Genomic DNA, 25871 nt, shown 5'->3' with positions numbered 1-25871 from the left:
TTGCTAATATTAAATTAAGCGCGTTGTTATTTGGGTATTGCAGTTTGGAGCTTTAATTTTGGACTTTAATTAGAAACTATGATAATATATAACGTAACTTCAAACATCGACGAATCTATAGAAGTCGAATGGTTAACTTGGATAAAAGAGCATATTCCGAAAGTTTTAGGAACTGGGAAATTTGAAAAAGCAATACTGAGCAAAATTTTGGTAGAAGAAGATATGGGAGGCGTAAGTTACTCGGTGCAATATCGTTCGTATTCCCGCGAAGCTTTAGATGCTTATATTCGTGATGATGCTGATAAGTTTAGAGCAGAAGGTGTTAAGAAATTTGCAGATAAATTGCTTTCATTCCATACCGAGCTAGAAATAGTAGATGAGTATACGGTTAATTTTAAATAGTAAAACCTAAACAAAAAAAAGCCTTTAAAATTAAATTTTAAAGGCTTTTTTTTGTTTATAATATCTATTATTTATAATGCACTTTTAAATTGCTCTAAAAAACGGACATCGTTTTCACTTAGTAAGCGAATATCTCCAATTTGGTGTAATAACATTGCAATTCTATCTATTCCAACTCCAAAAGCAAAACCAGAATATTCGGTAGAGTCTATTTTGCAGTTTTCCAAAACGTTTGGGTCTACCATACCACAACCACCAATTTCTAACCAACCTGTACCTTTAGTTATTTTATAGTCGGTTTCGGTTTCTAAGCCCCAATACACATCTATTTCTGCACTTGGTTCTGTAAACGGAAAGTATGATGGACGTAAACGGATTTCGCTTTTCCCAAACATTTCACTTGTAAAATGTTGTAGTGTTTGTTTTAAATCGGCAAAACTTACATCTTTATCAATATACAAACCTTCTAATTGATGGAAAAAACAGTGAGAACGAGCAGAAATTGCTTCGTTTCTATACACACGCCCTGGAGAAATAGTTCTAATAGGCGGTTGGTTGTTTTCCATATAGCGTACTTGTACCGAACTGGTATGTGTACGTAATAAAATATCGGGATCTGTTTGAATAAAAAACGTATCCTGCATATCTCGCGCCGGATGGTATTCTGGTAGGTTTAATGCGGTAAAGTTGTGCCAATCATCTTCTATTTCTGGACCTTCACTTACATTGAAACCAATACGTGAAAAGATATCTATAATTTGATTTTTAACTATAGAAATAGGGTGACGTGCTCCAATTTGAACAGGTTGGCCTGGGCGAGATAAATCGCCGTAAACACCTTTTACTTCTTCAGTGCTTTCTAGTTCTGCTTTTAAAGCATTAACTTTATCTTCGGCTGTTTTTTTAAGCTTATTTATGGTTTGGCCAAATTCTTTTTTCTGGTCGTTCGCCACATTTTTAAACTCAGAAAAATAGTCGTTTAGTAAACCTTTTTTACCTAAATATTTTATTCTAAATACTTCTACCTCTTCTTTAGATTGTGCTTTAAAAGCTTCGGCTTCTGCAATAAGTTCTTTTATTTTATCTATCATGACTTGTTCAAAGTGTGCACAAATTTAATGATTTTATCCAAATTTGCGTTAGGGATTGAAGCATTTGTTGAAGCTCTTTTTGTGTTGTTGCACCTATGCAACACAAAAAAGCGACTGCGGAAAGCCCGACCCTTTTTGGGTAACGCCCAAATTAATCGAGTTTTTATGTTTTTAAATAATAAATAAAATGGTTTTTGAGTGTGTAAACTTTGGTGAGAGATATAGTGTTCTCATCGATTTTTTTGTTGATATAGTAAGAATTATTACAGAAATATAACTTATCGAAATTTTTTTTGTAACAAATAGTGGGCTCAAGCTACTAATATAATGAAGTTGGATCTAGACTTTTGAGCCAGTAAGGTGTTATTTGCTTATTTAATGCTTAAGCATTAGTATGATGTTTGTAGGAAATAAAAATACCTTAATTAGGTGAGAAACATTTTTATTATCGATGTAATGTTTAGAAAGGATGTAGTTTTTGCTATACTCTTAAAATTAATTGTTCGGTTATAAAAAAGGTCTTACATTTAAATCAAAATTATTTATTAATTTTTTAAATCTCAAGCTATGGAATGGTTTTCAAGTTTAGCGTTTTTCGAACAATTTTATTGGGGACTTTCGTTAATTGGATCTTTTATTTTTTTAATAACTATTATCACAACTTTTCTAGGTGGGGATTCTGGTGATTTTGAAAGTGAAACGGATTTGGATGCAGATGCTGGTGTTGGATTTCAGTTTATCACCTTTAAAAACTTAGTTGGCTTTTTTACTCTTTTTGGTTGGAGCGGTATAGCATGTATGGATGCAGGATTCTCTAAACCAATAACCATAGTTGTTTCTTTTGTATGTGGTTTAATTATGATGGCTATTATGGCTGCCATGTTTTATTTTATGCAAAAACTTAACGACAGCGGAACATTAGAATTTAAAAATGCCATTGGTGGTGTTGGCGAAGTATATTTAACCATTGGCGCAAAACGCTCCACAATAGGTAAGGCTCATGTAAGAATTCAAGGGGCTTTACGTGAATTAGAAGCGTTAACCGACTCCGAAACCGATTTAAAATCTGGTGCCGTAATTTCTGTAAAAGATGTAACCAAAAACGGCATTTTAATAGTAGAACAATTAAACCAATAATCTATGTTATCATTACTTGTACAAGGAGATCTTCAATTAGGTCTTCCAATTGCTGTTATTGCAGCTATTCTATTTGTCTTTTTATTTTTTATAGTATTAGTTAGGCGCTATAAACGTTGTCCTTCAGACCGTATTCTAGTAGTATATGGTAAAGTTGGTGGCGGGCAATCTGCCAGATGTATCCATGGTGGTGCCGCTTTTATTTTACCAGTAATTCAGGATTACGAATTTCTAGAATTAACTCCTATTTCTATAGAGGTAAACTTAGTAAATGCACTTTCTAAACAAAATATTCGTGTAAACGTGCCATCTCGTTTTACAATTGGTGTGTCTACAGAACCGGGTATTATGCAAAATGCAGCCGAACGTCTTTTAGGTTTAGGTCAAAACGAAATTCAAGAATTGGCTCAGGAAATTATTTTCGGTCAGTTACGTTTAGTTGTGGCTTCTATGGATATTGAAGAGATTAACAATGATCGTGATAAGTTTTTAACTAATATTTCTCAAAGTGTAGAAATGGAGTTAAAGAAAGTAGGATTAAAATTGATTAACGTAAACATTACGGATATCGTTGATGAGTCTGGATATATTGAAGCACTTGGTAAAGAAGCTGCGGCTCACGCTATTAATGCGGCACGTAAATCTGTGGCAGAAAAGAATAGAGATGGATCTATTGGTGAGGCGAATGCTGTGCAAGATGAAAGAACTCAAGTTGCTGCTGCAAATGCACAAGCTGTTGAGGGTGAGAATACCGCTAAAATTGCTGTTGCAAATTCAGATTCTTTACGTCGTCAACGTGAAGCAGAAGCAGAACGTGTGGCTAATGCGTCAGAAAAAGTGCAAAGTGCAAAAGCATTAGAGGAGTCTTATGCTGCAGAGCAATTAGCAGAAACCGCGAGAGCAGATCGTGAACGTTCTTCTCAAATGGCAGATATTATTGTGCCTGCTGAAATTGATAAAAAGAAAGTGGAAATTAATGCTGAAGCAGATGCAGAAAGAACTAGACGTCTTGCTAAAGGTGAGGCCGATGGTATTTTATTTAAAGCACAAGCAGAAGCACAAGGTTTATATGAAGTATTAACGAAACAAGCTGCTGGTTTAGATCAAATTGTAAAAGCTGCCGGAAATAACTCTAAAGATGCCGTGTTACTTTTAGTTGCTGATAAATTACCAGAGTTAGTAAGAATGCAATCTGAAGCGATTAAAAATATTAAAATCGATAAAGTTACTGTTTGGGAAAATGGTGGCGGAAAAGACGGGAAATCGTCAACTGCTAATTTCCTTTCAGGTATGTACAAATCTGTACCACCTTTACAAGAAATGTTCGATATGGCTGGTATGCAATTACCAGAGTATTTAAAAGGAAAAGATGTTGTTAAGGATGTTGAAGATGATACTACTGTAGTAGAAGAATAAACATTAAAGATTCTATTTTATAAACTCTGCCTAAAAATGATGATTTTTATTATTTTTAGTGCAGAGTTTTTATTTATAAGCTTCGGCTGCTTTTAGTATTATTAATCTTTTATATAAATTCAAATGAAGCAATTCCTTTTAGTTTTTTTAGTTGTATTTAATTTTTCTTGTATCAATTCGCAGGAAAACTATATAAATCATTCTAAAATTAAAGAAGATTTAAATAAAATAATTGGCGACTTAGAGACTAATTATGTGTATTTGGATGACAAAGAAGTTGACTTAAATTGCATTCGAGATTATTACGAGAGCCAAATAAAATATGTGAAAACAGAAGAGGAAACTGTGCTTTTGTTTGAGTATTTATTAAATGAGTTTTACGATAGTCATCTTATTTTAAATACAAACCGATCATCATCTTACCGCTTAAGTGCTCCAATTTATGCTTCTGTTAAAAACGGAAAAATTTTGGTTTCAAGTGTATGGAAAACACAAATATTAGGATTGGTTCCCCAAATTATCGAAGCAGAAATTCTCAAGATAAATACTGTCGATTTTAGCGAAGCCATTGAGAAATTCCCAACGCATTGTAGTGATAAAAATAATGAAGTTGTACGCGAATGGATTGCAAATAAAGTTTTAGCTGGCCAGTATAATGAGCCTCGGGTTTTAACTTTAAAGTTGAAAAGTGGAAAAACGACAACATTAGATTTGGATAAAATACAAATTAGGGTCGAACCTTATTATTTAACTTCTAAAAGATTTGATAACATTGGAGTTATTAGAATTAATAATGCTTTAGGAAAAGATGTTTTAGTAACGGAATTTGATAGAGCGCTCGATAGTTTAATGGATACCGAAGGCTTAATTATTGATTTAAGGAATACGGTTGATGGTGGAAACTCTTATGTTGCTCGAGGTATTATGGGTAGATTTATAGAAGAATCAAAACCATACCAAAAACATTTGTTTTTAGAAAAATCTAAAGATAACCCGAATGTAAATCCGGTAATAACACGTAGTTGGATAGAATACGTAGAACCACGTGGAGAAACATATAAAAAACCAGTTGTAGTTTTAGTTGGGCGATGGACTGGAAGTATGGGGGAAGGTTTAGCTATTGGTTTCGAGGGCATGCGGCGTGGTGAAATTGTAGGTTCCGAAATGGAAAAATTAGCAGGAGGTGTCAGTAGTTTTTCGTTTAAAAACCAAACGTATGGCTATAGAATTTCTACAGAAAGACTTTTTCATATTAATGGTATAGCTAGAGAGTTGTATGTGCCAACACATTTTATAAGTCAAACTTCTGCTATGAAAGATGAGGTATTGGAGAAAGGGATTAAATTAATAAACAATGAATAATAATATTTTACATCATTTGAGAAAAATATCAACCATGAAACTTGTTTTTGGGGTTGTCTTGTTTTGCGTAGGTATTTTTGGAGCAATAACAAATAATGTATTTAATTTAGTGTTATCTGGAATTGGTGTTTTTCTAATGCTTCGAGAAGGATCAGAGATCGATTTGGCTTCTAAAAAATATAGAGAAATATATTCCATAATGGGTATAAAATTTGGAGTCTGGAAAGATTTGCCTTATATAGAATATGTTTCAGTTTTTAAAACTAAAGAAAATAAACGGGTTCAAGGTATGGGAGCTTCAGCTAATTTTTCTAATGAAGTTTATAAATTAAATTTGTTTTATAATAGAAATAATAAAATAGAGGTTTATCTTGCAGAAGATATAAGTGATGCTTTTGAAAAGGCAAAATATATAGCGGACGTATTAAATATTGATGTTTTAGATGCGACTGAAAGAGTATCTAAATGGTTATAGGTTTGACTAAAATAAAGACGCATGAGAGACACTTTTAAAACCATTGCGAGGTTTCAGTATTCTACCGAGGCACAAATTATAAAAGGACGTTTAGAGGCCGATGGTATTCAGGTGTTTTTATTCGATAATCTTACTATAGATACAGATCCCTTGGTTAGCAATGCTATTGGGGGTGTGAAATTGAAAGTATTATCGAATCAAGCTGAAGAAGCGGAACAGATTTTAAATTCGATAAACAAATTCTCTTTAGATAACCAAGGCAATGCCATAAAATGCCCGAATTGCAAAAGTGAAAAAATTGAACTTTATTCCACAATAAAGGATTTCAAAGCGCTTTTTGCCTTTATTTTTGCTTTCCTAACTAATATTATCATGTCTGCTTTGCCAATTTACACAAAGCATAAATATAGATGTGAAGATTGTAAAACGGAATTCGATTTAAAAGAAGTAGCCCCTATTTATGTTGTAACAGAACCTTGAGCTACAATATCATAAGCGGTTTTTAAACTTTTAATTACCGACTCTATTTCTTCTTCATTTAGCTGCCCAAAACCAAAACGAATAGCACAAGTATCTCTGTCTTGGTAGAGTATTGTTTTTGGAATGAATAAGTCGTAATTTTCTGCTTCTTCAGCTAATTTAACCAATGAAATCTTGTGTTTAAACTGTAACCATATTGCTAATCCGCCAGATGGTTTTTCCCAAGTCATAATATCTTCAAAATAGGTTTTTAAATACCTGCATAAACTATCGCGTCTTTGCTTGTAAACTATGATGTTTTTTTTCATGAGGCGGTATATTTCACCTTCATGAATTAATTCGGCAAGTATCTGTTCTTGTATCATGTCGCCTTGTTTATCTAATAACTGTAAATAGTTTTTTGCTTCAGAAATTAAACTTTCGGGTGCAATAACAAACCCAGTTTGAAAACTTGGGAATAACGATTGTCCCAGTTTTCCTAAATAAACCACCACTCCATGACCGTCTGCACTTGCCATGGGTAACATAGCAGATCCTTTATATTGAAAATCGTAATCGTAATCATCTTCAATAATGGCAAACTTATATGTTTTAGCTAGTTCTAAAAGTTTTAGGCGCCGTTCTGCACTTAGTGTTGCTGTGGTTGGGTAATGCCTATGGGCACAAACATACACGCAGCGAATACTACCTTTTACAAAATGAGTTCTTATATAATCAACATCTAAACCATTGGCATCAACAGGAATTGTTTTAATATTAGCACCAGCTTGCTGAAAAATCATGTTAGCTGCATAGTTGCTTAAATGCCCAACCAAAACAATATCATCTGGTTTTATTAAAAGCTGAGAAACAATATATAAACTCATTTCTGTACTTCGTGTACTTATAAGGTTACTTGGTTTTATATGAAATCCTCTGGTAGCATTTAAATAATTACCCAGTTGGGTTTCAAATTTTGAATCTAATAATGGAGTGGTTCTATTCCATTTTGAAATTAATGATTTTCGTTTCATTGCGGCACTATACCATCTAGAGAATTCATGAACAGGGTGTAGTCTTAAATCCGGATTACCTTCGTTTATACTATATTTAGCCTTTGTTGTTTGTAATGTAGATGCCAGATTAAACGAAGGTTGAAAAGGGAAACCAGTGGTTTTTGGATATTGATACACCTGATCTATTTGGTGAGATGTAGCTTTAATGGTTGCCGTAGTTTGCTCTGGAACCAAAACAAATGTCCCTTTATTGGGGATTATCTCTACCCAACCCTGAGAGGCTAACTCATCGTAAACAGCGACAACGGTATTTCTATGGATTTTTAATGTCTGACTTAAAACACGGCTTCCTGGTAATACGGAACCTATAGATAAATAGCCACGTTGAATAGCATTTATAATTTGCTGTGCTATTTGAATATACACGGGTTGTGAAGTACATTTGCTAAAATGTATTAATTGTTTTAATAAATTATTAACCGGACTATTCATTGTTTTAAAACTGGACTATGTTACTCGTCCGGAAAGTTACGACTTTTGCAACGTTATAAACAAATCATTTTATGAAGACTACATTCGCTTTAACGACTTTTATTTTATGTGCATTCATGTCACATGCGCAAAAAGAGGAGCAAAAACAAGATTTAGATACTATCGTTATTTCATCGACAAGGATAAGCCTTCCGTTTAAAGAAAACTCAAGAACTATAAATATTATTTCTTCGGAAGCTATTAAAAATAGTGCTGCCAATAATATAGCAGATTTACTGCAACAAGTGGCTGGTATAGACGTAAGACGTCGTGGAACAGCAGGAAGTCAGGCCGATTTATATATTAGAGGCGGAAGTTTCGATCAAACACTGTTACTTATAGATGGTGTTAAAATGAACGATGTACAAACAGGGCATCACACCATGAATGCAGCATTGCCAATTGAGGTTATTGAGCGTATTGAAATTATTAAAGGACCCGCTGCACGCGTGTTTGGGCAAAATGCTTTTAATGGTGCTATTAATATTGTTACTAAAAAAGAATTAAACAATACGGTTTCTGTTAAGGCAGAAACAGGTTCGTTCGGTCAGTTAAACGGTGGTGTTACTATTGCTACAGATTTGGAGAATTCATCACATATTGTGCATGTGGATAAAATGTCTTCGGCTGGTTACCGACACAATACAGATTATGATAATAGTAATTATTTTATAAAAAGTATTTTCAATAAAAACAAAAAAGCTATTGAAATGGTAGCAACGTTCCAAGAACGTAAGTTTGGTGCAAACGGTTTTTATGCAAGAGAAAGTGCAACGGAACAGTATGAAGAAACTCAAAATAGTCTAATTGCATTTTCTACGAAGTTTCAAACAGAAAAATTAACCATTAAACCGCGTATTTATTGGAAACGAAACCAAGACGAATATGTGTATTTACGTAATGACCCAACAGTTTATAGAAATTTACATATCTCTAATAAAATAGGAGCTGAGGTTAACGGGTCGTACAGATCTGAAGTAGGTGTTACTGGTTTTGGTATCGATATTTCGGAAGATTTTATTACTAGTAATAATTTAGGCGATCGCGATAGATTTATGACGACATTGTTTTTAGAACACAAGTTTAAAGCATTGGATAATAAATTAGATATTACGCCTGGCGTTGCGGTGACTTATTTTTCTGATTTTGATTTTTATTCCTTTCCCGGTTTAGATGTTGGCTACAAAATAAGTGATGCTTTAAAAGCATATGGAAATATTGGCTATACTTATAGAATACCTACGTATACTGATTTGTATTATAATGACCCAAGTACTACTGGAAATCCAGATTTGGAAGTAGAAGAAGCTTTTTCTCAAGAAATTGGAATTAAATATTTTTCACCTCAATTCTCTGGTTCTGTTGCTGTTTACAATAGAGATGCAAAAAACTTAATTGATTTTGTTCGTTTAAATACTACAGAAACGAGTTATGTAGCAACAAATATTACAGAGGTTAATACTAAAGGTTTAGAGGTTGATGCTGCTTATAATTTTAGGCTAAACACCTTTAACCAAACATTAGCTGTTGGTTATAATTTTTTAGAAGATGATATTTTAAACCAGAATAAAGAATTATCACGCTACTCTTTAAACACATTAAAGCATCATTTTACAACACGTTTAAGCACACAGTTGTTTAAAAATGTAAGTCAGAATATTATTTACAAACATGCACAGCGTACCACTGGTGATAGCTATAATGTTTGGGATGCTTCGTTAGTGGTTAATGTAAAGCAGTTAGAGTTTACTATAACAGCGAGCAATATATTCGATGCGGATTATATTGAAGCTGGTTTTGTGCCTATGCCACCAAGTAATTTGTTGTTTGGTATGCGATATAGTTTAAATTAATTCAACTTTTTATTAGAATAAAAACTGAAACCTATGAGCGATACAAAGCACAATTGGACCAAAGAAGAAATTCTAGAAATCTACAATAAACCGTTAATGGAATTGCTATACGAAGCGGCTACTGTACATCGTTTAAATCACGATCCAAACACGGTTCAGGTTAGTACGTTGCTCTCTATTAAAACAGGTGGTTGTAGTGAAGATTGTGGCTATTGTCCGCAAGCAGCACGCTACCATACTGATATTGAAGGAAACGATTTAATGACGGTGCCACAAGTTAAAGCGCAAGCGTTACGCGCAAAGGCAAGTGGAAGTTCTCGTGTTTGTATGGGTGCCGCATGGCGAAATGTAAAAGATGGTGAAGAATTTGACGACGTTTTAGAAATGGTGCGTACCATTAATAAACTCGACATGGAGGTTTGCTGTACTTTAGGTATGATTACCGAAAACCAAGCACAGCGTTTAGCAGAAGCTGGTTTGTATGCCTATAACCATAATTTAGATTCTTCTGAGGAATATTATAAAGAAGTAATATCTACCCGTGGTTACCAAGATCGTTTAGATACTATTGATAATGTGCGAAAAACAAATGTAACGGTTTGTAGTGGCGGCATTATTGGTATGGGCGAAAATATTGAAGATAGAGCCGGTATGCTTGTTGCACTTTCTACCTTAAATCCGCAACCAGAATCTACACCAATTAATGCGCTTGTTGCTGTTGAAGGTACGCCGCTTGAAGATGAGAAACCAGTTTCTATTTGGGAAATGATTAGAATGATAGCAACCACTAGAATTGTTATGCCAGAAACCCAAGTGCGTTTAAGTGCAGGTAGAACGCTAATGAGTAGAGAAGGACAAGCTATGTGCTTTTTTGCTGGTGCAAACTCTATTTTTGCTGGCGATAAATTATTAACCACGCCAAATCCTGATGTTAATGAAGACATGAAAATGTTCGAGTTATTAGGATTGAATCCGCAAAAACCTTTTACTAAAAAAGTGCAACCACAAACGGTTGAGGCTAATGATTCTGAATTTGAATCTTTAGGTGAAAAACCAAAATGGACACGCCCAGAACATAAAATTGAACGTAACGAGTTGGCTAAGGAGAAAGGGAAATTGATTAAATAGCGCTTTTTTTTAGAGGATGAATTTATAAGAAAGTTTGTTGATAGCAAGTTAAAAGGTGTTATTGGTGGGCTTTTTTGCGTTAGGGATTGCAGCGGTAGCTTTTGGCGAGGCGCGCATCGAGCCAAAACTTTTAGTGGAAAGCCCGACCCTTTTCGGGTAACGCCCAAAGATTTATAATTTATTTTTTAATAAAAAATTATTGTTAATCAATAATTTTTATATATTTGTTATCGAATAACAATAATTTTATCATGACTAAAAATAGACTTTTAAACATTTCGATTGTGCTTTGTAAATTTATAAAACTTGGTTACATTGTATTTTTTATAGGTTTAACCTTTGTTTTTGTTCATGTACAGATGGATAGAGATTATTATAAGGGCAAGGAGGTGACGATTAATGCTGGTAGTACAGATTTTTTTATATCATCCCGCTCTATATTGAAATCTGAAAGTACGGATACTAATATTTATACTTTAGATAACATAAAGACCTTTTCTTTATATTTATGCTATTTTCAACTATCAGGAATATTATTGGTTTTATTTTTAAGTATAAAAGAGTTTCAAAAGATTTTAGAATCAGTAAAAAAAGTGAAGTCTTTTGAAGAGGACAATATAAAATCTTTTAGGCGCATTGGTAAATTTATTTTTATTTATGCTTTGCTAACCAGTTTCCAAATAATGAATTTTAATAAAGGGTATTTTCATGGCTTTGGAATTTCATTAACGCCTTTGTTTTTAATTTTATTAGCATTTATTATGGGTGAGATGTTTAAAGAAGGGTATGCCTTAAAACAAGAAAATGACTTAACTATATAACGGATGCCGATTATTGTAAACTTAGATGTCGTACTTGCCAAACGCAATATGAAAAGTAAAGACTTAGCCGGAATTATTGGGATCACTACAGCTAATTTATCGATACTAAAATCTGGAAAAGCCAAAGCTGTTCGTTTCTCTACATTAGAGGCCATTTGTAAAGCTCTAGATTGCCAACCAGCAGATATTTTGGAATATGTTGAAGATTAATATTGTTTACCAATTGATGTTACTAGTTTAAAAATGTATTTTTGATAAATATTACAACACAAAGATTCTATTATGAAAACGTGCTTTCTCTTTATATTCATTTTTATAACATCTATGAGTTTCGCTCAAAAAGGTGAAATTATTAAAACCGAAGATGGACGTCGCGTTTTTCTTAAAAGTGATTATACCTGGGAATATATTGACAGCGAAGATTCTGCGGATTATACGAGAGCTCAGGAATTACTAAAACCTATCGATAAAAATGCTTGTAAACTTGAGCATGATTATAAGGAACCAAAATTGGATAGCAAAATTCAATCGAAATTAAAACGTGGCCATTCTACTATTGAATATGTAAAAAAGAAAGTTGCCAAGGATTATAATTGTGCGGTAGACGATGTTTTGTTGTTATCTTTTTCTGAACAGAAACAAAAAGCAGTTTATCGTTTTTGTGTAAATGGAACCAAGGTAACTTATAAGCGATTAGGGAATTCTATTATAAAAGCATCGACATTGTTTTAATGTGAGGTGAAAGTTCTTTTTATAGTATTAATCATTTAAAATAAAATCAACTCCTGCCATTGAATGAATTTCAGTTGTATTGAAAACAGGGATATTTAGATCTTTGTCAAAAACCATTAAAGGGAATTCTGTACAGCCTAAAACAATACCTTCAGCGCCTTTATCAACTAAATCCTGAATCACTTTTAATACATACGTTTTTGATCTTGGTTTTATAACTCCATAAGTTAGTTCTTCTTCAATAATTCTTTGTAATTCAATAAGAACCGTTTTTTCTACGGGAACTAAAACTTCAATACCATTATCGGCTATGCGTTTTGTAATAAAATTGGCTTCCATGGTGTAAATAGTTCCTAAGAAGCCAACGCTTTTAACGCCTTTATTATGGATGGCTTTTGCTGTAGCATCCGCAATATGTATTATGGGGAAATCTAATTGTGCTTGTACGTCATTATACATTTTATGTGGCGTGTTTGCACAAAACATAACAGATTGTGCACCTGCTTTACGCAAACTTATAGCGCCTTCGGTTAACATGGTTGCTATAGAATCCCATTTATCTTCCTTTTGAAATCGATGTATTTCTGCTTGGTTTAGTGTGTAAACCAGTAAAGGCGGATTGGTGTTATTTCCATAATAATCATTGATAGATTGGTTAATAGCAGCATAATATTCTACTGTTGAGTGCCAGGATGTACCGCCTATAAGGCCTAATGTATTCATGTTTTTATGCGTTGTTTTTACAAGATTTACTTCTGAATTATTATTTATTAATGGCTCGCTATTATTCACTGATTTATTGCAAGACAAAAAAGCTGAAATTATTAAACAATATATAGAAATTTTCATAAGTATTCTTTTATAGCGTAAAACCTTTGCCTAATGATTTGGACATTTGTGCTATTAGTTTTTTGTTTTCTGCTTTATTGGCAATATTAATGTTTTCTTGTGGATCAGTTTCATGGTCAAAAAGTTCGCGCGCTATAAAGTCACCTTTCGTTTTTTGTTCTGCATTCCACTCATACCATTCTACATAACGGTACCGGTCTGTTCTAACCGTATAGCCCATCCGTTCCATTTTTCGTAGTTCTTTAGGTCCATATCTACCTAATAAAAACTGGCTATAGGCTGCCTCTTTTACTGTGGTTTCCGGGTTTTCTAAAATTGGTTTTAAACTTGTTCCTTGTAAATATGTTGGTACTTCAAAGCCTGTCATATCGCAAAGTGTTGGGTAAATGTCGATAAATTCGGTTAAGGATTGGCTTGTTTTTCCTTTTTCTTTTACGCCTAGTCCACTTATAATAAGTGGTGCTCTCGTATCAATTTCATAATTGGTTTGTTTTGCCCAACCGTTGTGTTCTCCTAATTTCCAGCCATGATCTCCCCATAAAACAACTATAGTGTTTTCAGCAAGTCCAGAGCGTTCTAGCTCGTCAATTAAACGACCAATTTGAGTATCTATATAAGTGATACAAGCGTAGTAAGCACGTATGAGTTCTTTTTGTTCAGCATCGGATAATGAACCTTCATTAGGTTTCGGTAAGTCGTGACGCTCCGTGTAACCTCTAAGTTCAGTATCTCCATGTACGGCAAATTCTGGACTGCCTTTTGGGGGGAATTGGTTTGTCGCTAATGGAATATCTTCCGGATTATACATGTCCCAGTATTTTTTTGGAGCCGTAAAAGGTAAATGGGGTTTGTAAAAACCTACCGATAAAAAGAAGGGTTCGCCTGTTTTTTTAAGTTCACGCATCTTTTTTATGGCCATGGTGGTTTGTGCGCCATCATAATAATCGTCGTCGCTTACATCAGCCATTTCAATAGATTTCGCCTTAGTATAGATAAACCCGTATTTATCAAACTTATAATTTCCGGATTTTATTTTATTAAGCTCTTTTTCCTTTTGAATAATTAAATTCTCTTGGTTGACATAAACGGCATCTGGATCGAAAGGGAAACCATCAACATGTAAGTATTCATTCCAAGCTATGGAATCTTGTAATGTATTATGAAATGTTTTTCCTAAGCCAACCGTATAATAGCCATTGTTTTTAAAAAACTGAGGTAAGGACACGATATCGGGCATAGCATCTCTAAAGTGTGTTTTTAAGTCCCAAATTTGGGTAGAATCTGGTCTTAAACCGGTTAATAAACTTGTTCTAGAAGCTGTACATACGGCTTGTTGGCAATAGGCACGGTTAAAAACCATGCCGTTACTTGCAAGTTTATCGATGTTTGGCGATTTTATAATGGTGTTGCCATAAGCGCCTAAATCTGGTCTAAGATCATCTACAGGGATAAATAGAATATTTGGCCTACTTGGTTTTTGAGTTTCTGCTTTCTTTTCACTTGCATTTTGGCATGAGTTTAAGATAAGTATAGCTAAAAAGAATAGTGTATTGAGCAGTTTTATTTTTTTCGTCATGATTTTATTTTTGAAAACCTAATATTTTCAGACTCGTTGATTACGACTTGTTTTTTTGGTAAGGCGCCTCTCCAACCTGCAGATAATTGTTTAGACAATTGCTTAACTATTTCTTTTTTATCTGGGTTTTCAGCAATATTTACTGTTTCATCACTATCTACATAATGATCGTATAATTCTGTAGCGGCATAATCTCCTTTTTCTTTTTTATCATTATCCCATTGGTACCATTCTATAAAATGATATTGCTCGGTTTGCATCGAATAACCCATATATTCGTTTCCGTCTTTAGAAACACGTGCGCGCCTTCTAAATTGCGTAAAAACAGCATCTTTCCATTCAAGTTCTGGGTTTTTGAACACTGGAGTTAAACTTGTACCTTGTAAGTAATCGGCTTTATCTACACCGGTTAAATCACATAATGTTGGGAAAATATCAACCAATTCAGATAGGGCTTCAATGCGTTTTCCTTCTTTTTGGTAGGCTTCTTTTATTATTAGAGGAACATGAGTATCTATATAAAAGTTTGTCATTTTACCCCACCCATTATGGTCGCCAAGTTTCCATCCGTGATCGCCCCATAATACAATAACGGTATTTTCATAAAGACCTCTTTCTTTTAGTCCTGCTATTAGTTTTCCTACGCAAGCATCAATATAACTCACACTAGCATAGTAGCCTCTCTTTAAAGAATCTGCATATGCTTCTGGTAATGGTGCATCTTCTGGTCGTCCAATTTTATGAGGGTTAGTATAGGCTCTTAACTCGTAATTAGAATTAGCCGACATTACCGGTGCGTTTTTAGGTAATTTGGGGTTTGCTGCAGGTGAAACAGACCCAACAGGGTAAAGATCCCAATACTTTTTTGGTACTACAAAGGGAAGGTGTGGTCTGTAAAGCCCAAGTCCCATAAAAAAAGGTTCTTTCTTATCTTTAATTCTATCTATGGTTTCTAAAGCTAATTGTGTTTGCATAGCATCAAAATATAACGAGTCTGGAACATCCGCGCCTTCTATGGCAGGGCCACGATTCCAACCATCGCCATATACTTTTTGATCTTTTCTTTTTTCTAATAGCAGGTCTCGTTTTCTTTTTTGATCTTTTAGAGCAGCTTCGGTGTAATAATAAGTTTCAGCATCTCTTTTAGCATATTCTTTTGTATTGTATGGAAAAGGTTTTAAGTCTGGTTCGTTCCAAGAAATAGAATCCGGCATGTAATTATGAAAAATTTTACCAATATTAACCGTGTAATATCCTGCCTTGTTGAAATATTGGGGCATGGTTACAGCATTGGGATTTATTTTTCTAAATTCATCACCAAGGTGCCATACTTTGGTAGAATCTGGTCTGTAGCCAAGCATGGTACTTGCTCTCGAAGGGGCACAAACTGCGGCTTGGCAATGGGTGTTTAGCATTACCATGGAGGTTCCTGCTAAGGCATCTATATTTGGTGTTTTTATTTCGCTATTCCCATAGCTTCCAAGATCGGCTCTTAAATCGTCTATCGATAAGAATATGATATTGGGTTTTTGCTGTTTAACAGATGCCATTTTTTTCTCTTTGTTACATGCTGTAAAAATGAAAAATAAAGAAAGGTAGGCTAGTGAAATTTTCATAAGGTTGGTTAATTTTTTGGTTGCTATTTTAAAAAGAGCATAACATAATATCTCATAAGCACAAAAAGATAGAAATAGTGTTTTCTAGTGTGTAGAGTCTACTAGCAAGTAAAAATACCGACTTTCTAAACGAAAATATAGCTTTAGGAAAAAATTACAGATTCCGTATTTTTAGGGTATAAAAAACATGAAAAATCAAATTATATGGTTTTAATTTCCTTTACCAAGTAATTCAATCCATTCTTTAGTGTAACCAATATTTCTTACGCCATTAGAATGTCCTTTTTTTCCTTCTGGAACAGGTAGATCAAAAGCATAAATGTGGTTTTCGGGAATACCCATAGCATCATAGCTCTCTTTTATTATGTTAGCAAGAGGTTCTGTAGTATGGTATGTGCCATACCAACGATTTAATGGTGTTACACTTGTAGAATAATACCATTTTGCTATTTTTGGTTTAGCTGAATAATCCCAACCTCCAGAAAAGTCAATCACTCTATTAACTAGGTGCTGTTTGGCTATAAAAGCGGCCATGCCTCCACCTTGCGATTGTCCAGAAACAACAATTTTGCTCCATTTTGGAGTACCGTTTTCCAAATAGATGCTCCAATTTCCTTTTTTGTCATGTTCAGTAAGGTAGATTAATAATTTGGTTAACCTATTTACAATGGCATCTTGTGGTTTGTCGTTAATTAATGAAAAGGCATTATTGCCATAAATACGTTTAGTTCTAAATTCTTCGGTGCAGTTAGAGTTTTCTTCTAATATTTTTCCTTTACATATCTGGGCAACTGCAGGCTGATTTATGTAAGAAATATTAATAACGTGATATCCTTGGTTAATTGCAGTCGAAAATAATTTCCGAGGACCTTTTAATGCTATTCCTCCGGTTCCTGGCATAAAAAAAAAGAGTTTACCTTGTTTAGTATTTGGGTTGTAAGCAACTAAATGAGACGAGTTAGCTTCTTTAATTCTAGAGTCTGTTTTAGAAGGTTCAATATTTAGAACGGTGTATTCTTCGGGAAACCCCTTTTTAGCCTGAGTGAAAGCTAAATTATAAAAAAGCAAAAAGACGATACTTAGGGTTGGGTAAAATTTCATATTTTTTAAAAATCTTGTGTTTAAACGAAGCTCGATTATACAAACCTAATGTAAATGCTGATGTTTTTAATTGATTTATGAGTGGTTTTTTGATTATTTTTCATCTAAAAAATAGAGTAATACTCTTTTTATTCAACCTTAATTAAGGTTGGCCAATAGTTTTGGTTGTAGATATGCAATTTGAATTTGTTTTTTAAAAGGTTTCACTATTTCTTATGCTAGAAAAGAATAACTTAAAAATAAACATGAATTTGGTAGCCCTAAAATTAAAAAACCCTTTAAAAACAACGTTTTTAAAGGGTTTTAAGTACTCAAGGCGGGAATCGAACCCGCACTCCGAAGAATCGGATTTTGAATCCGACGTGTCTACCAATTCCACCACTTGAGCATTTGGAGACGCAAAAATATAGATTTTTTCGATATATAACTCAAAAAATACGCACCAATATACATTTTAGGTAAAAATAAATCCATAAATTTGCACCCTGTTTCAAACAAGTGATGTTTTTATCGCTATAAAACAACATATTAGCCATGCCTATAGTAGTAACCGAAGCCAAAATTTTTGCGTGTACCCAAAGTAAAGTCTTAGGCGAAAAAATCGCAAAAGCATATGGTACAGACTTAGGTAAAGTAATTACCTCAACCTATAGTGATGGAGAATTTCAACCATCTTATGAGGAGTCTATACGAGGAGCGCGTATCTTTATTATTGGTTCAACTAATCCGGGGCCAGAAAACTTAATGGAAATGTTGTTAATGATTGATGCTGCAAAACGCGCATCGGCAAGACACATAACAGCGGTTTTACCATATTTTGGATGGGCAAGACAAGATAGAAAAGACAAACCAAGAGTGCCAATTGCGGCAAAATTGGTAGCGAAAATGCTAGAAGTAGCAGGCGCAACACGTATAATCACTATGGATTTGCATGCCGATCAAATACAAGGTTTTTTCGAGAAGCCAGTAGATCATCTATTTGCATCCACTATATTTTTACCATACTTACGCAGTTTAAACTTGCCAAACTTAACTATTGCATCGCCAGATATGGGAGGTTCTAAAAGAGCTTATGCCTATTCTAAAGCATTAAAAAGCGATGTAGTAATTTGTTATAAACAACGAGCAAAAGCCAATGTAATTTCACACATGGAACTTATTGGTGATGTAACAGGTAAAAACGTAGTATTAGTAGATGATATGGTTGATACCGCCGGAACACTAGCAAAAGCAGCTGATTTAATGATGGAGCGTGGTGCATTAAGCGTTAGAGCTATTTGTACTCACCCTATTTTATCTGGTGATGCGTATAAGAAATTAGAAAACTCAAAATTAGAAGAACTTATTGTAACCGACTCTATTCCGGTAAAACTATTAAGCGATAAAATTCGTGTATTAAGTTGCGCAGATTTATTTGCTCAAGTTATGGATAAGGTACACAACAATACGTCTATCAGTTCAAGTTTTATAATGTAATTTTTCCCGAAAGGGAAAACACAAACTAGAGTATTAATTAAATATATATATTAAAAATGAAATCAATTACAATCAACGGATCTCAAAGAGAAAGCGTAGGCAAAAAAGCAGCAAAAGCCTTACGTAATGCTGGTCAGGTTCCTTGCGTATTATACGGAGGAGACAAACCAGTACATTTTGCAGCAGCAGAATTAGCCTTCTCAAAACTAGTATACACGCCTAATGCGCATACAGTTGTGATTAATTTAGAAGGTGGCGAAACTTTTGGAGCCGTTTTACAAGACATCCAGTTTCACCCAGTAACAGACAGAATTTTACACGTAGATTTCTATCAGTTATTCGAAGACAAAGAAATAGCATTAGATATTCCTGTACATTTAGTAGGAAACTCAAAAGGTGTTAAAAATGGTGGTATTTTACGTAGAAACAACCGTAAATTACGTGTTAAAGCACTTCCAGCAAACCTTCCAGATTTTATCGAAGTAGACATTTCTCCATTAAAAATTGGTGATAAAGTAGCTGTTGGTGAATTAGCAAGCGAAAAATACACATTCTTACATACTGATAATACAGTTGTATGCCAAATTAAAACTTCTAGAACAGCAGTTGCTGAAGATGAAGAAGGTGAAGAAGGTGAAGCAGCAGCAGAAGCTCCAGCGGCAGAAGCTCAAGAATAGAACATATTCACATCAAAATACAAAAAGCATTCTGTTAATTCAGGATGCTTTTTTATTTTTACAAAAAATTAATAATTTGGGCGTTACCCGAAAAGGGTCGGGCTTTACGCTGCAAGTCCTCGCACTTCCTTCGTCAGGCTGTGGGCTTTTCACTGCAATCCCTAACGCAAAGCCAAGTTTATCAACAATAGGTAAACACAATAAATTAGAGGTGTATTGGTTATGTTTGTTTAAAAGAAAACAATAAAATGTGGCAGTTTTTATTAAAAATATTTAGAAAAGAAAATAACATAGAAGTGCAAAATCCTATGAAAAAATATTTAATAGTCGGTTTAGGAAACATTGGAGCAGATTATGCTAACACTCGCCATAATATCGGTTTTAAAGTCTTAGATTACTTAGCAAGTCAAGAAGACCTAACCTTTACTACACAGAAATTAGGCGATCTTACAACCTATAAAATAAAAGGGCGTACCTTTATTTTGCTAAAACCAAGTACCTACATGAATTTAAGTGGTAAAGCCGTGCAATATTGGCTTACCAAAGAAAAAATTCCTTTAGAAAACCTGCTCGTAATTACAGACGATCTTAATTTACCCTTTGGTAGTATTCGAGTAAAAACAAAAGGTAGCGATGGTGGCCACAACGGATTAAAAGATATCCAAAGCACACTAAACACCACAAAATATAACCGTTTCCGCTTTGGTATTAGCGACGCCTTCAGTAAAGGCAAACAAATAGATTACGTACTTGGCGAATGGAGCGACGAGGAAAACAAAACTCTAAAAGAGCGTTTAACCAAGTCTGTAGAACTTATTAAATCTTTCGGTTTAGCAGGAATGAGCAACACCATGAATAGCTTTAACGGTAAATAAGTTTACAGTTTTAATTATTCAATAATAATTTTCCTGGTGGCTTGTTTAAACCCATCGGTTACATTTAAAATATACATACCCGATTGCGCATGGTTTAAGTTAATGTTCTCATTAACGCTACCGTTGCCTTCAAAGGCTTGTTCGTAAATTCTACGTCCGCGAATATCATAGACTTCAACATTAACCTCTTGTGATGCTGCAGCTAACTTAAGCGTGAATTCACCATTATTTGGATTAGGGAATACTTTAAGTTCATCGAGCGTGAAAGAAGTCACGCTTAGCGGCTCTGTGGTAGTCGTACAAATTTCAATATACCAAGAATTTAAAACTCCGGTATCATTAGCTCCTAAATCGGCATAAGCCAGTGTCCAATTTCCAGAAGAGTCTTCACCATTAAAATCAGAAAGGCTTTCTAAAGGCAGATAGCTTTCGTTACCTACTGTATTATTACAATCCATAGCAGTTGCGTTATCATCAAACTGAATAATTAAGCTTCCTGTAGCACAAAACAGTGGTTTCATTAAATCGATAAATTGATTTGTAGGGCTTATTAAACCAAGTTGTAGATCTCCTTTATAAGTGTGTGTAATGTCGACACCTACATTAATATCTGTTATAGTTGTAGATGGACTTACATTAATAGTGCTATATTCAAAAGCTGTTGCATTATCAGGAATGCTCGCGTTTGGCGATGCGCTATACTGCGTACAAGTTTTAGTTACTGTATAGCCAATAGCAAAATCTTCGATGTTTATCGCAAAAAAGATGTTGCCGTCTGCCTCAATCATTATTCTACAGTTTTGTGCTGTTACGTTTGGTACCGTTATATCTTCCGATCCATCGTTATCCACGCTAGATGCTAATGTAGTTGGGTATGTTAATCCTCCATCGGTAGATAAAAGGATGTTTACTTTTGCGGTGTTTACACCGTTGCCAGTTGTTCCAGCTACATCCCAAGTGATGGTTTGTGTACTGCCTTCTGTCCAGCTTATACCAGAGGTGTTTTGTGATGTAACAACAAAAGGTCCAGCAGCAGTAACGGTTGTTACCGTCATGTCTGCGGTTGCTATTCGGCCATATTCTTCGTTATCTCTTACTATTAATTTAAAATTTATATCGCGGTCTACGGAAGCTAATTTTTCCCAAGTTGTAGAACCGTTAAAATAAGATAAATCTTTTAAGTTAGGAATGTATCGCGTAGAGTTTGTTGTACCTTGATATGAGCGAACTAAAGGGCCTGTAGTATTAGTTGAGTATGGTAAGCCTGAGTTTCCTAAGTCATATTGTTCCCAAGTGTAGGTGTGTGAAGCTATGCCATCTGCATCTGTTGATGATCCAGAAAGTTTATATGGTGTAGATTGTGGTATCGTGTAACTTGTTCCATCTACAATAGCTTCTGGCTCGGCGTTTCCGCTTGTGGTTTCTGTTGCACACGAACCATTAGTACTGTTTATATGATTCCAAATAAGTTGTAAGCTATTAATGTGAAAATAGTCATCACTATTTGCTTGAATGTTGTCTGGAGAACAAATTCCAGCATAGGCCATTATAGTTGTTCCGCCTCCTGGTTCGTATGCGCTGGTAGTGCTACGAGTGAGATTAGAACAATTGCTGTCAGCAGGAAGAACACTATTAAATGTGTGAGGCGCCCCAAACTGGTGCCCCAACTCATGTGCTACATAATCAATGTCATAGGCATCTCCTACGGGTGATGACGAACCTGTAACACCTCTCGCTTTTGATGTTGTACGGCATACAGACCCTAACTCTGCTAAACCTCCTGCTCCTGTGCTGAATGTGTGCCCAATATCGTAATTGCCGTTTCCAATAATATTATCGATTTGAGTTTGGCTTTCGTTTATTAATAGATCGTCATCATTATTAGTGAAAGAATCGGAATCTATAAAAATAAGATTCTCATTGTCTGCTACAAACTGCATGGTAACAGATAGTTCTCTTTCATAAACACCATTAACTCTAGTCATGGTTACAATCATGGCGTTCATAACAGCGTTCTTTTTATCAGCCTCTGTATCGCTAGATGTTAAACCTGCAGCGCCCCAATGAAATTCAGAATATTCAATAGTACTAGCTATTGCTAATCTATAGGTTCTAAGAAATCCATCGTTTAAAGCCACCGCGGTTGCTTTGGTTCCTGCAGATTTTCCTGAAATTTCTTTACTTATAACTTCACAAGAAAAGTGATCTTCTAATTGCGGTAAATCGGTTTTACTGTAAACCAAATAATCATTTTCACCAAAACTTATTGGGTCTATAAATTGCGTACTTTGATCGGCAGACATAAGCATCGTGTGTAAACCTTGTGGAGTTATACTAAAACGAATGGTGTTTTCTGGATTTTCAATACTTTTCCCAATATAACTTCTAGAATCTGGCATTTTTGCCTGAAGATCTGGGTGTAAAACAGAAGCTTCTTGTATTTTAAACTCCTCAAAATTTCCGTTAGAAACCGGGAAGTTTAAAATAACATCCGATGTTGTTTGAGCTTCGCGTTTTGGCGCGTTTTTTAAATACGTTTTTAACCCTTCAATATTTAAACTGTATTCTAATGCTTTTTTAGGAGTAGATTTTCTTGCAAGCTTTTTGGAGTTAGCCGATTTACTTTGAGCTGTTTGTCCCCATAAATCTCTTCCGTTTTGGCTGTTCCCATAGGTAGAAAACAAAAAAGTTGTTAATAAAAAAAATATTGATTTAGGGTATAAATGTTTCATTATTATAGTTTTAAAAAAAAGCATAGTCAATAAAAATAGGTTGTTAAGTTATGAATAGCAAAAAAAATACTCAATCATCCTTAAATAAGTACGTTTATATGAGTAAATCTTACCTTTCGACCTGTTTTTTTATACTGTAACATCATTTTTCATTTTAAAATAGTCGCTTTTATTCATGGTTTAATACAGACTTAATAAGTAAATTTGTTCAAAATTGATACGTTGAAATTAAGTAATTCTACAAACGCTATAGAAAACCAAGACACTATTGTAACCATTGGTACCTTTGATGGCGTGCATATTGGACATCAAAAAATAGTTAAGCGATTAATTAATGCTGGAAATCTACAAGGATTAAAATCCGTGGTTCTTACTTTTTTTCCACATCCGCGTATGGTTTTACAAAAAGATTCCAATATTAAACTTATAAATACCATCGATGAACGTCATGATATTTTAGAGGCTTTAGGTTTAGATTATTTACTAGTTAAAAAATTTACAACAGAATTTTCGCGCCTTTCGGCAGAAGATTTTGTGAAACAAATATTAGTCGATAAGCTACATGCTAAAAAAGTAATTATTGGTTACGATCATCGATTTGGCAGAAATAGAAACGCTGATATTAACGATTTAAAAGCCTTTGGTGAACGTTTTGGTTTTCAAGTTGAAGAAATTTCGGCGCAAGATATAGATGATGTTTCGGTGAGTTCTACAAAAATTAGAACAGCATTGTTAGATGGTGATATTGCCAAAGCTAATAGTTATTTAGGTTATCAATTTATGCTAAACGGAAGTGTTGTAAAAGGCAAAGGCTTAGGTAAGCAACTCGATTATCCAACAGCAAATATTAAAATTCAGGAAGATTACAAACTCATTCCAAAACAGGGTGCATACATTGTGAACGCTGTCATTAACGGCGAATTAGTTTACGGTATGATGAATATTGGTATGAATCCAACCGTTAACGGAAGTAAACAAACTATTGAAGTTAATTTTCTAGATTTTGATAAGGATATTTATGATGAAAATCTTCAGATAAATTTATTAGAGCGTATTCGTGATGAAGAAAAATTCGAGTCGGTAGAAGCTTTAAAAGTACAACTTTCAAAAGATGAAATTTTTACACGCGATTATATCCAAAAATTGAATGGGTAATAAACTTCTGTTTAAACATATTGATAATTCGGCACTTATTGTATTCCGAATTATTTTTGGATTGTTATGTTTTTTAGAATCGGTTGGCGCTATTTTCACAGGTTGGGTTAGAAAAACTTTAGTTGAGCCAAAATTTACATTTTCTTTTATTGGTTTCGAGTGGTTACAACCACTTCCCGGAAACGGTATGTATTTTTATTACGCTATAATGGGCGCTTTTGCGTTCTGTGTTATGCTGGGTTATAAATACAGGTTTAGTATTATTGGTTTTACATTAATGTGGGCTGTGACTTATTTAATGCAAAAATCGTCGTACAACAACCATTATTATTTACTTATGCTACTTAGTAGTATTATGGTTTTTATGCCAGCAAATCGCTATGCTTCAGTAGATGTATACCAAAAACCTAGTATTAAAAATTTCTCTATGCCGCAATGGTGTAAGTGGGTTTTTGTTCTGCAATTATTTATTGTGTATACCTATGCATCGGTTGCTAAGTTTTATCCCGATTGGCTTGATACTACAGTTGTTGAACTGCTTATGCGAAATAAAAGAAGCTACTTTTTAGTTGATGAATTACTGCAACAAAAAGTAGTACATTATTTTCTGGCTTATGGCGGTATTTTGTTCGATGGATTAATTATTCCATTGTTACTTTTTAAACCAACCAGAAAGTATATGTTTTTCATTTCAGTATTCTTTCATCTGTTTAATGCTGTGGTTTTTCAAATTGGTATTTTCCCTTTTTTATCATTAGCTTTTTCTCTTTTCTTTTTTGAACCTGAAACTATTCGGAATATATTTTTAAAAAAGAAGCCGTTTTATAATGCTGAAGCTGTAATTCTTCCGAAGAAAAAAAAATCTTTAATAGTTTTATTTTTAATCTATTTTGTAATCCAGATTGGTTTACCGCTACGTCATCATTTTATTAAGGATAATGTATTATGGACGGAAGAGGGGCATCGATTATCATGGCGTATGATGCTTAGAATTAAAAGCGGAAGTACATCTTATACTGTAGAAAACAAAAAAACGGGAAAAAGGTTTATTGTTAAGCAAAATGACTACTTAACTGCGAAACAGAAACGATCGGTAAGTACAAAACCAGACGTAATGTGGCAGTTTGCACAACGATTAAAAGCCGAATATAAAGCGAGTGGGCAAGATATTGCGGTTTACGTAAATTCTAAAGTGAGTGTTAATGGGAGAAAATATAAACAGTTTATAGATAGAAATATAGATTTAGCCAGTGTAGAATGGAGCGTTTTTAAGCATAGTGATTGGATTTTAACCTCAGATTTAGAAGCTAAGTAAGTGGCTCTGTTTACTTTTAATTGTTTCCAATTAGCGATTCATACTAATTAATGAAATTGGTTGCTACTAACAGCTT

23 protein-coding genes and 1 tRNA gene are annotated in these 25871 nt (G+C 34.2%); 16 read left to right on the top strand and 8 right to left on the bottom strand.

Annotated elements, in window-relative coordinates; genetic code table 11:
• Window positions 1–78 precede the first annotated feature (78 nt).
• On the top strand, window positions 79–402 hold the full coding sequence (locus M4I23_RS01660) for a DUF4286 family protein (RefSeq protein WP_158846268.1): 324 nt from the start codon (window positions 79–81) through the stop codon (window positions 400–402).
• A gap of 71 nt (window positions 403–473) precedes the next feature.
• On the opposite strand, the gene pheS is transcribed toward M4I23_RS01660, so the two are convergent.
• Window positions 474–1493: a phenylalanine--tRNA ligase subunit alpha gene (gene pheS / locus M4I23_RS01655; protein WP_249753206.1), complete on the bottom strand. Its 1020-nt coding sequence runs from the start codon at window positions 1491–1493 to the stop codon at window positions 474–476.
• Window positions 1494–2060: 567 nt separating this feature from the next.
• Here pheS and M4I23_RS01650 point away from each other — a divergent pair.
• The 5 genes from M4I23_RS01650 to M4I23_RS01630 all read left to right on the top strand — a co-directional run bounded on the left by M4I23_RS01650 (window position 2061) and on the right by M4I23_RS01630 (window position 6363).
• Window positions 2061–2630 carry a hypothetical protein gene (locus M4I23_RS01650; protein ID WP_158846264.1) on the top strand — a complete coding sequence of 190 codons (570 nt, stop codon included), beginning with the start codon at window positions 2061–2063 and terminating at the stop codon, window positions 2628–2630.
• A gap of 3 nt (window positions 2631–2633) precedes the next feature.
• On the top strand, window positions 2634–4046 hold the full coding sequence (locus M4I23_RS01645; protein ID WP_158846263.1) for a flotillin family protein: 1413 nt from the start codon (window positions 2634–2636) through the stop codon (window positions 4044–4046).
• Window positions 4047–4169: 123 nt separating this feature from the next.
• Complete coding sequence (locus M4I23_RS01640) at window positions 4170–5408, top strand: S41 family peptidase (RefSeq protein ID WP_249753205.1); 1239 nt, start codon at window positions 4170–4172, stop codon at window positions 5406–5408.
• Entirely contained in the window at window positions 5401–5883 is a 483-nt protein-coding gene (locus tag M4I23_RS01635; protein WP_249753204.1) for a hypothetical protein, read from the top strand. The genes M4I23_RS01640 and M4I23_RS01635 overlap by 8 nt, the downstream gene beginning before the upstream one ends.
• A 21-nt stretch (window positions 5884–5904) precedes the next feature.
• A complete protein-coding gene (locus tag M4I23_RS01630) occupies window positions 5905–6363 on the top strand; it encodes a DUF2007 domain-containing protein (protein WP_158846257.1) in 459 nt (152 codons plus the stop codon).
• On the opposite strand, the gene M4I23_RS01625 is transcribed toward M4I23_RS01630, so the two are convergent.
• Window positions 6342–7850, bottom strand: a complete 1509-nt coding sequence (locus M4I23_RS01625) for a PLP-dependent aminotransferase family protein (protein WP_249753203.1) — start codon at window positions 7848–7850, stop codon at window positions 6342–6344. The genes M4I23_RS01630 and M4I23_RS01625 overlap by 22 nt on opposite strands.
• A gap of 71 nt (window positions 7851–7921) precedes the next feature.
• On the opposite strand from M4I23_RS01625, the gene M4I23_RS01620 reads away from it, so the two are divergent.
• The 5 genes from M4I23_RS01620 (at window position 7922) to M4I23_RS01600 (ending at window position 12423) form a co-directional block, all read left to right on the top strand.
• Window positions 7922–9742, top strand: a complete 1821-nt coding sequence (locus M4I23_RS01620) for a TonB-dependent siderophore receptor (RefSeq protein ID WP_249753202.1) — start codon at window positions 7922–7924, stop codon at window positions 9740–9742.
• 33 nt (window positions 9743–9775) lie between these two features.
• Entirely contained in the window at window positions 9776–10870 is a 1095-nt protein-coding gene (gene bioB / locus M4I23_RS01615; protein WP_249753201.1) for a biotin synthase BioB, read from the top strand.
• Between the two features lie 251 nt (window positions 10871–11121).
• Window positions 11122–11691, top strand: a complete 570-nt coding sequence (locus tag M4I23_RS01610; protein WP_249753200.1) for a DUF2975 domain-containing protein — start codon at window positions 11122–11124, stop codon at window positions 11689–11691.
• Window positions 11692–11694: 3 nt separating this feature from the next.
• Complete coding sequence (locus M4I23_RS01605; protein ID WP_158846247.1) at window positions 11695–11901, top strand: helix-turn-helix transcriptional regulator; 207 nt, start codon at window positions 11695–11697, stop codon at window positions 11899–11901.
• Window positions 11902–11973: 72 nt separating this feature from the next.
• Window positions 11974–12423, top strand: a complete 450-nt coding sequence (locus M4I23_RS01600) for a DUF3157 family protein (RefSeq protein WP_158846245.1) — start codon at window positions 11974–11976, stop codon at window positions 12421–12423.
• Between the two features lie 27 nt (window positions 12424–12450).
• Here M4I23_RS01600 and M4I23_RS01595 read toward each other — a convergent pair whose 3' ends face one another.
• The 5 genes from M4I23_RS01595 to M4I23_RS01575 form a co-directional block, all read right to left on the bottom strand.
• Window positions 12451–13272, bottom strand: coding sequence for an aspartate/glutamate racemase family protein (locus M4I23_RS01595; RefSeq protein ID WP_158846243.1), 822 nt, complete (start codon window positions 13270–13272; stop codon window positions 12451–12453).
• Window positions 13273–13282: 10 nt separating this feature from the next.
• The gene (locus M4I23_RS01590; protein WP_158846241.1) at window positions 13283–14848 is read right to left on the bottom strand and encodes a sulfatase; all 1566 of its coding nucleotides are present in this window, start codon (window positions 14846–14848) and stop codon (window positions 13283–13285) included.
• Window positions 14845–16464, bottom strand: coding sequence for a sulfatase (locus tag M4I23_RS01585; protein ID WP_249753198.1), 1620 nt, complete (start codon window positions 16462–16464; stop codon window positions 14845–14847). Before M4I23_RS01585 ends, M4I23_RS01590 begins: the two co-directional genes overlap by 4 nt.
• A gap of 210 nt (window positions 16465–16674) precedes the next feature.
• Window positions 16675–17565, bottom strand: a complete 891-nt coding sequence (locus tag M4I23_RS01580) for a hypothetical protein (protein ID WP_249753197.1) — start codon at window positions 17563–17565, stop codon at window positions 16675–16677.
• A gap of 308 nt (window positions 17566–17873) precedes the next feature.
• Window positions 17874–17953 (bottom strand) — tRNA-Leu (locus M4I23_RS01575).
• Window positions 17954–18099: 146 nt separating this feature from the next.
• On the opposite strand from M4I23_RS01575, the gene M4I23_RS01570 reads away from it, so the two are divergent.
• From M4I23_RS01570 to pth, 3 genes are all read left to right on the top strand, one after another.
• Window positions 18100–19041 (top strand): ribose-phosphate pyrophosphokinase, encoded by a 942-nt coding sequence (locus M4I23_RS01570; RefSeq protein ID WP_158846235.1) that lies wholly within the window; start codon window positions 18100–18102, stop codon window positions 19039–19041.
• A gap of 56 nt (window positions 19042–19097) precedes the next feature.
• Window positions 19098–19718, top strand: a complete 621-nt coding sequence (locus M4I23_RS01565; RefSeq protein WP_158846233.1) for a 50S ribosomal protein L25/general stress protein Ctc — start codon at window positions 19098–19100, stop codon at window positions 19716–19718.
• Between the two features lie 248 nt (window positions 19719–19966).
• Window positions 19967–20593: an aminoacyl-tRNA hydrolase gene (gene pth, locus M4I23_RS01560; RefSeq protein ID WP_249753196.1), complete on the top strand. Its 627-nt coding sequence runs from the start codon at window positions 19967–19969 to the stop codon at window positions 20591–20593.
• A gap of 14 nt (window positions 20594–20607) precedes the next feature.
• Here the strand turns inward: pth and M4I23_RS01555 are convergent, their stop codons facing one another.
• Window positions 20608–23325, bottom strand: coding sequence for a reprolysin-like metallopeptidase (locus tag M4I23_RS01555; RefSeq protein WP_249753195.1), 2718 nt, complete (start codon window positions 23323–23325; stop codon window positions 20608–20610).
• Window positions 23326–23547: 222 nt separating this feature from the next.
• Here M4I23_RS01555 and M4I23_RS01550 point away from each other — a divergent pair, with 222 nt between their 5' ends.
• Both M4I23_RS01550 and M4I23_RS01545 read left to right on the top strand, forming a co-directional pair.
• Window positions 23548–24480: a bifunctional riboflavin kinase/FAD synthetase gene (locus M4I23_RS01550; RefSeq protein WP_158846227.1), complete on the top strand. Its 933-nt coding sequence runs from the start codon at window positions 23548–23550 to the stop codon at window positions 24478–24480.
• Window positions 24473–25795, top strand: coding sequence for an HTTM domain-containing protein (locus M4I23_RS01545; protein WP_249753194.1), 1323 nt, complete (start codon window positions 24473–24475; stop codon window positions 25793–25795). Before M4I23_RS01550 ends, M4I23_RS01545 begins: the two co-directional genes overlap by 8 nt.
• Window positions 25796–25871: the final 76 nt, after the last annotated feature.

Source organism: Algibacter sp. L4_22 (genome assembly GCF_023473045.1).
Lineage (GTDB): Bacteria > Bacteroidota > Bacteroidia > Flavobacteriales > Flavobacteriaceae > Algibacter.
The sequence above is the reverse complement of the archived record's forward strand: the minus strand, read 5'-3'. Positions and strand labels throughout refer to the sequence as shown.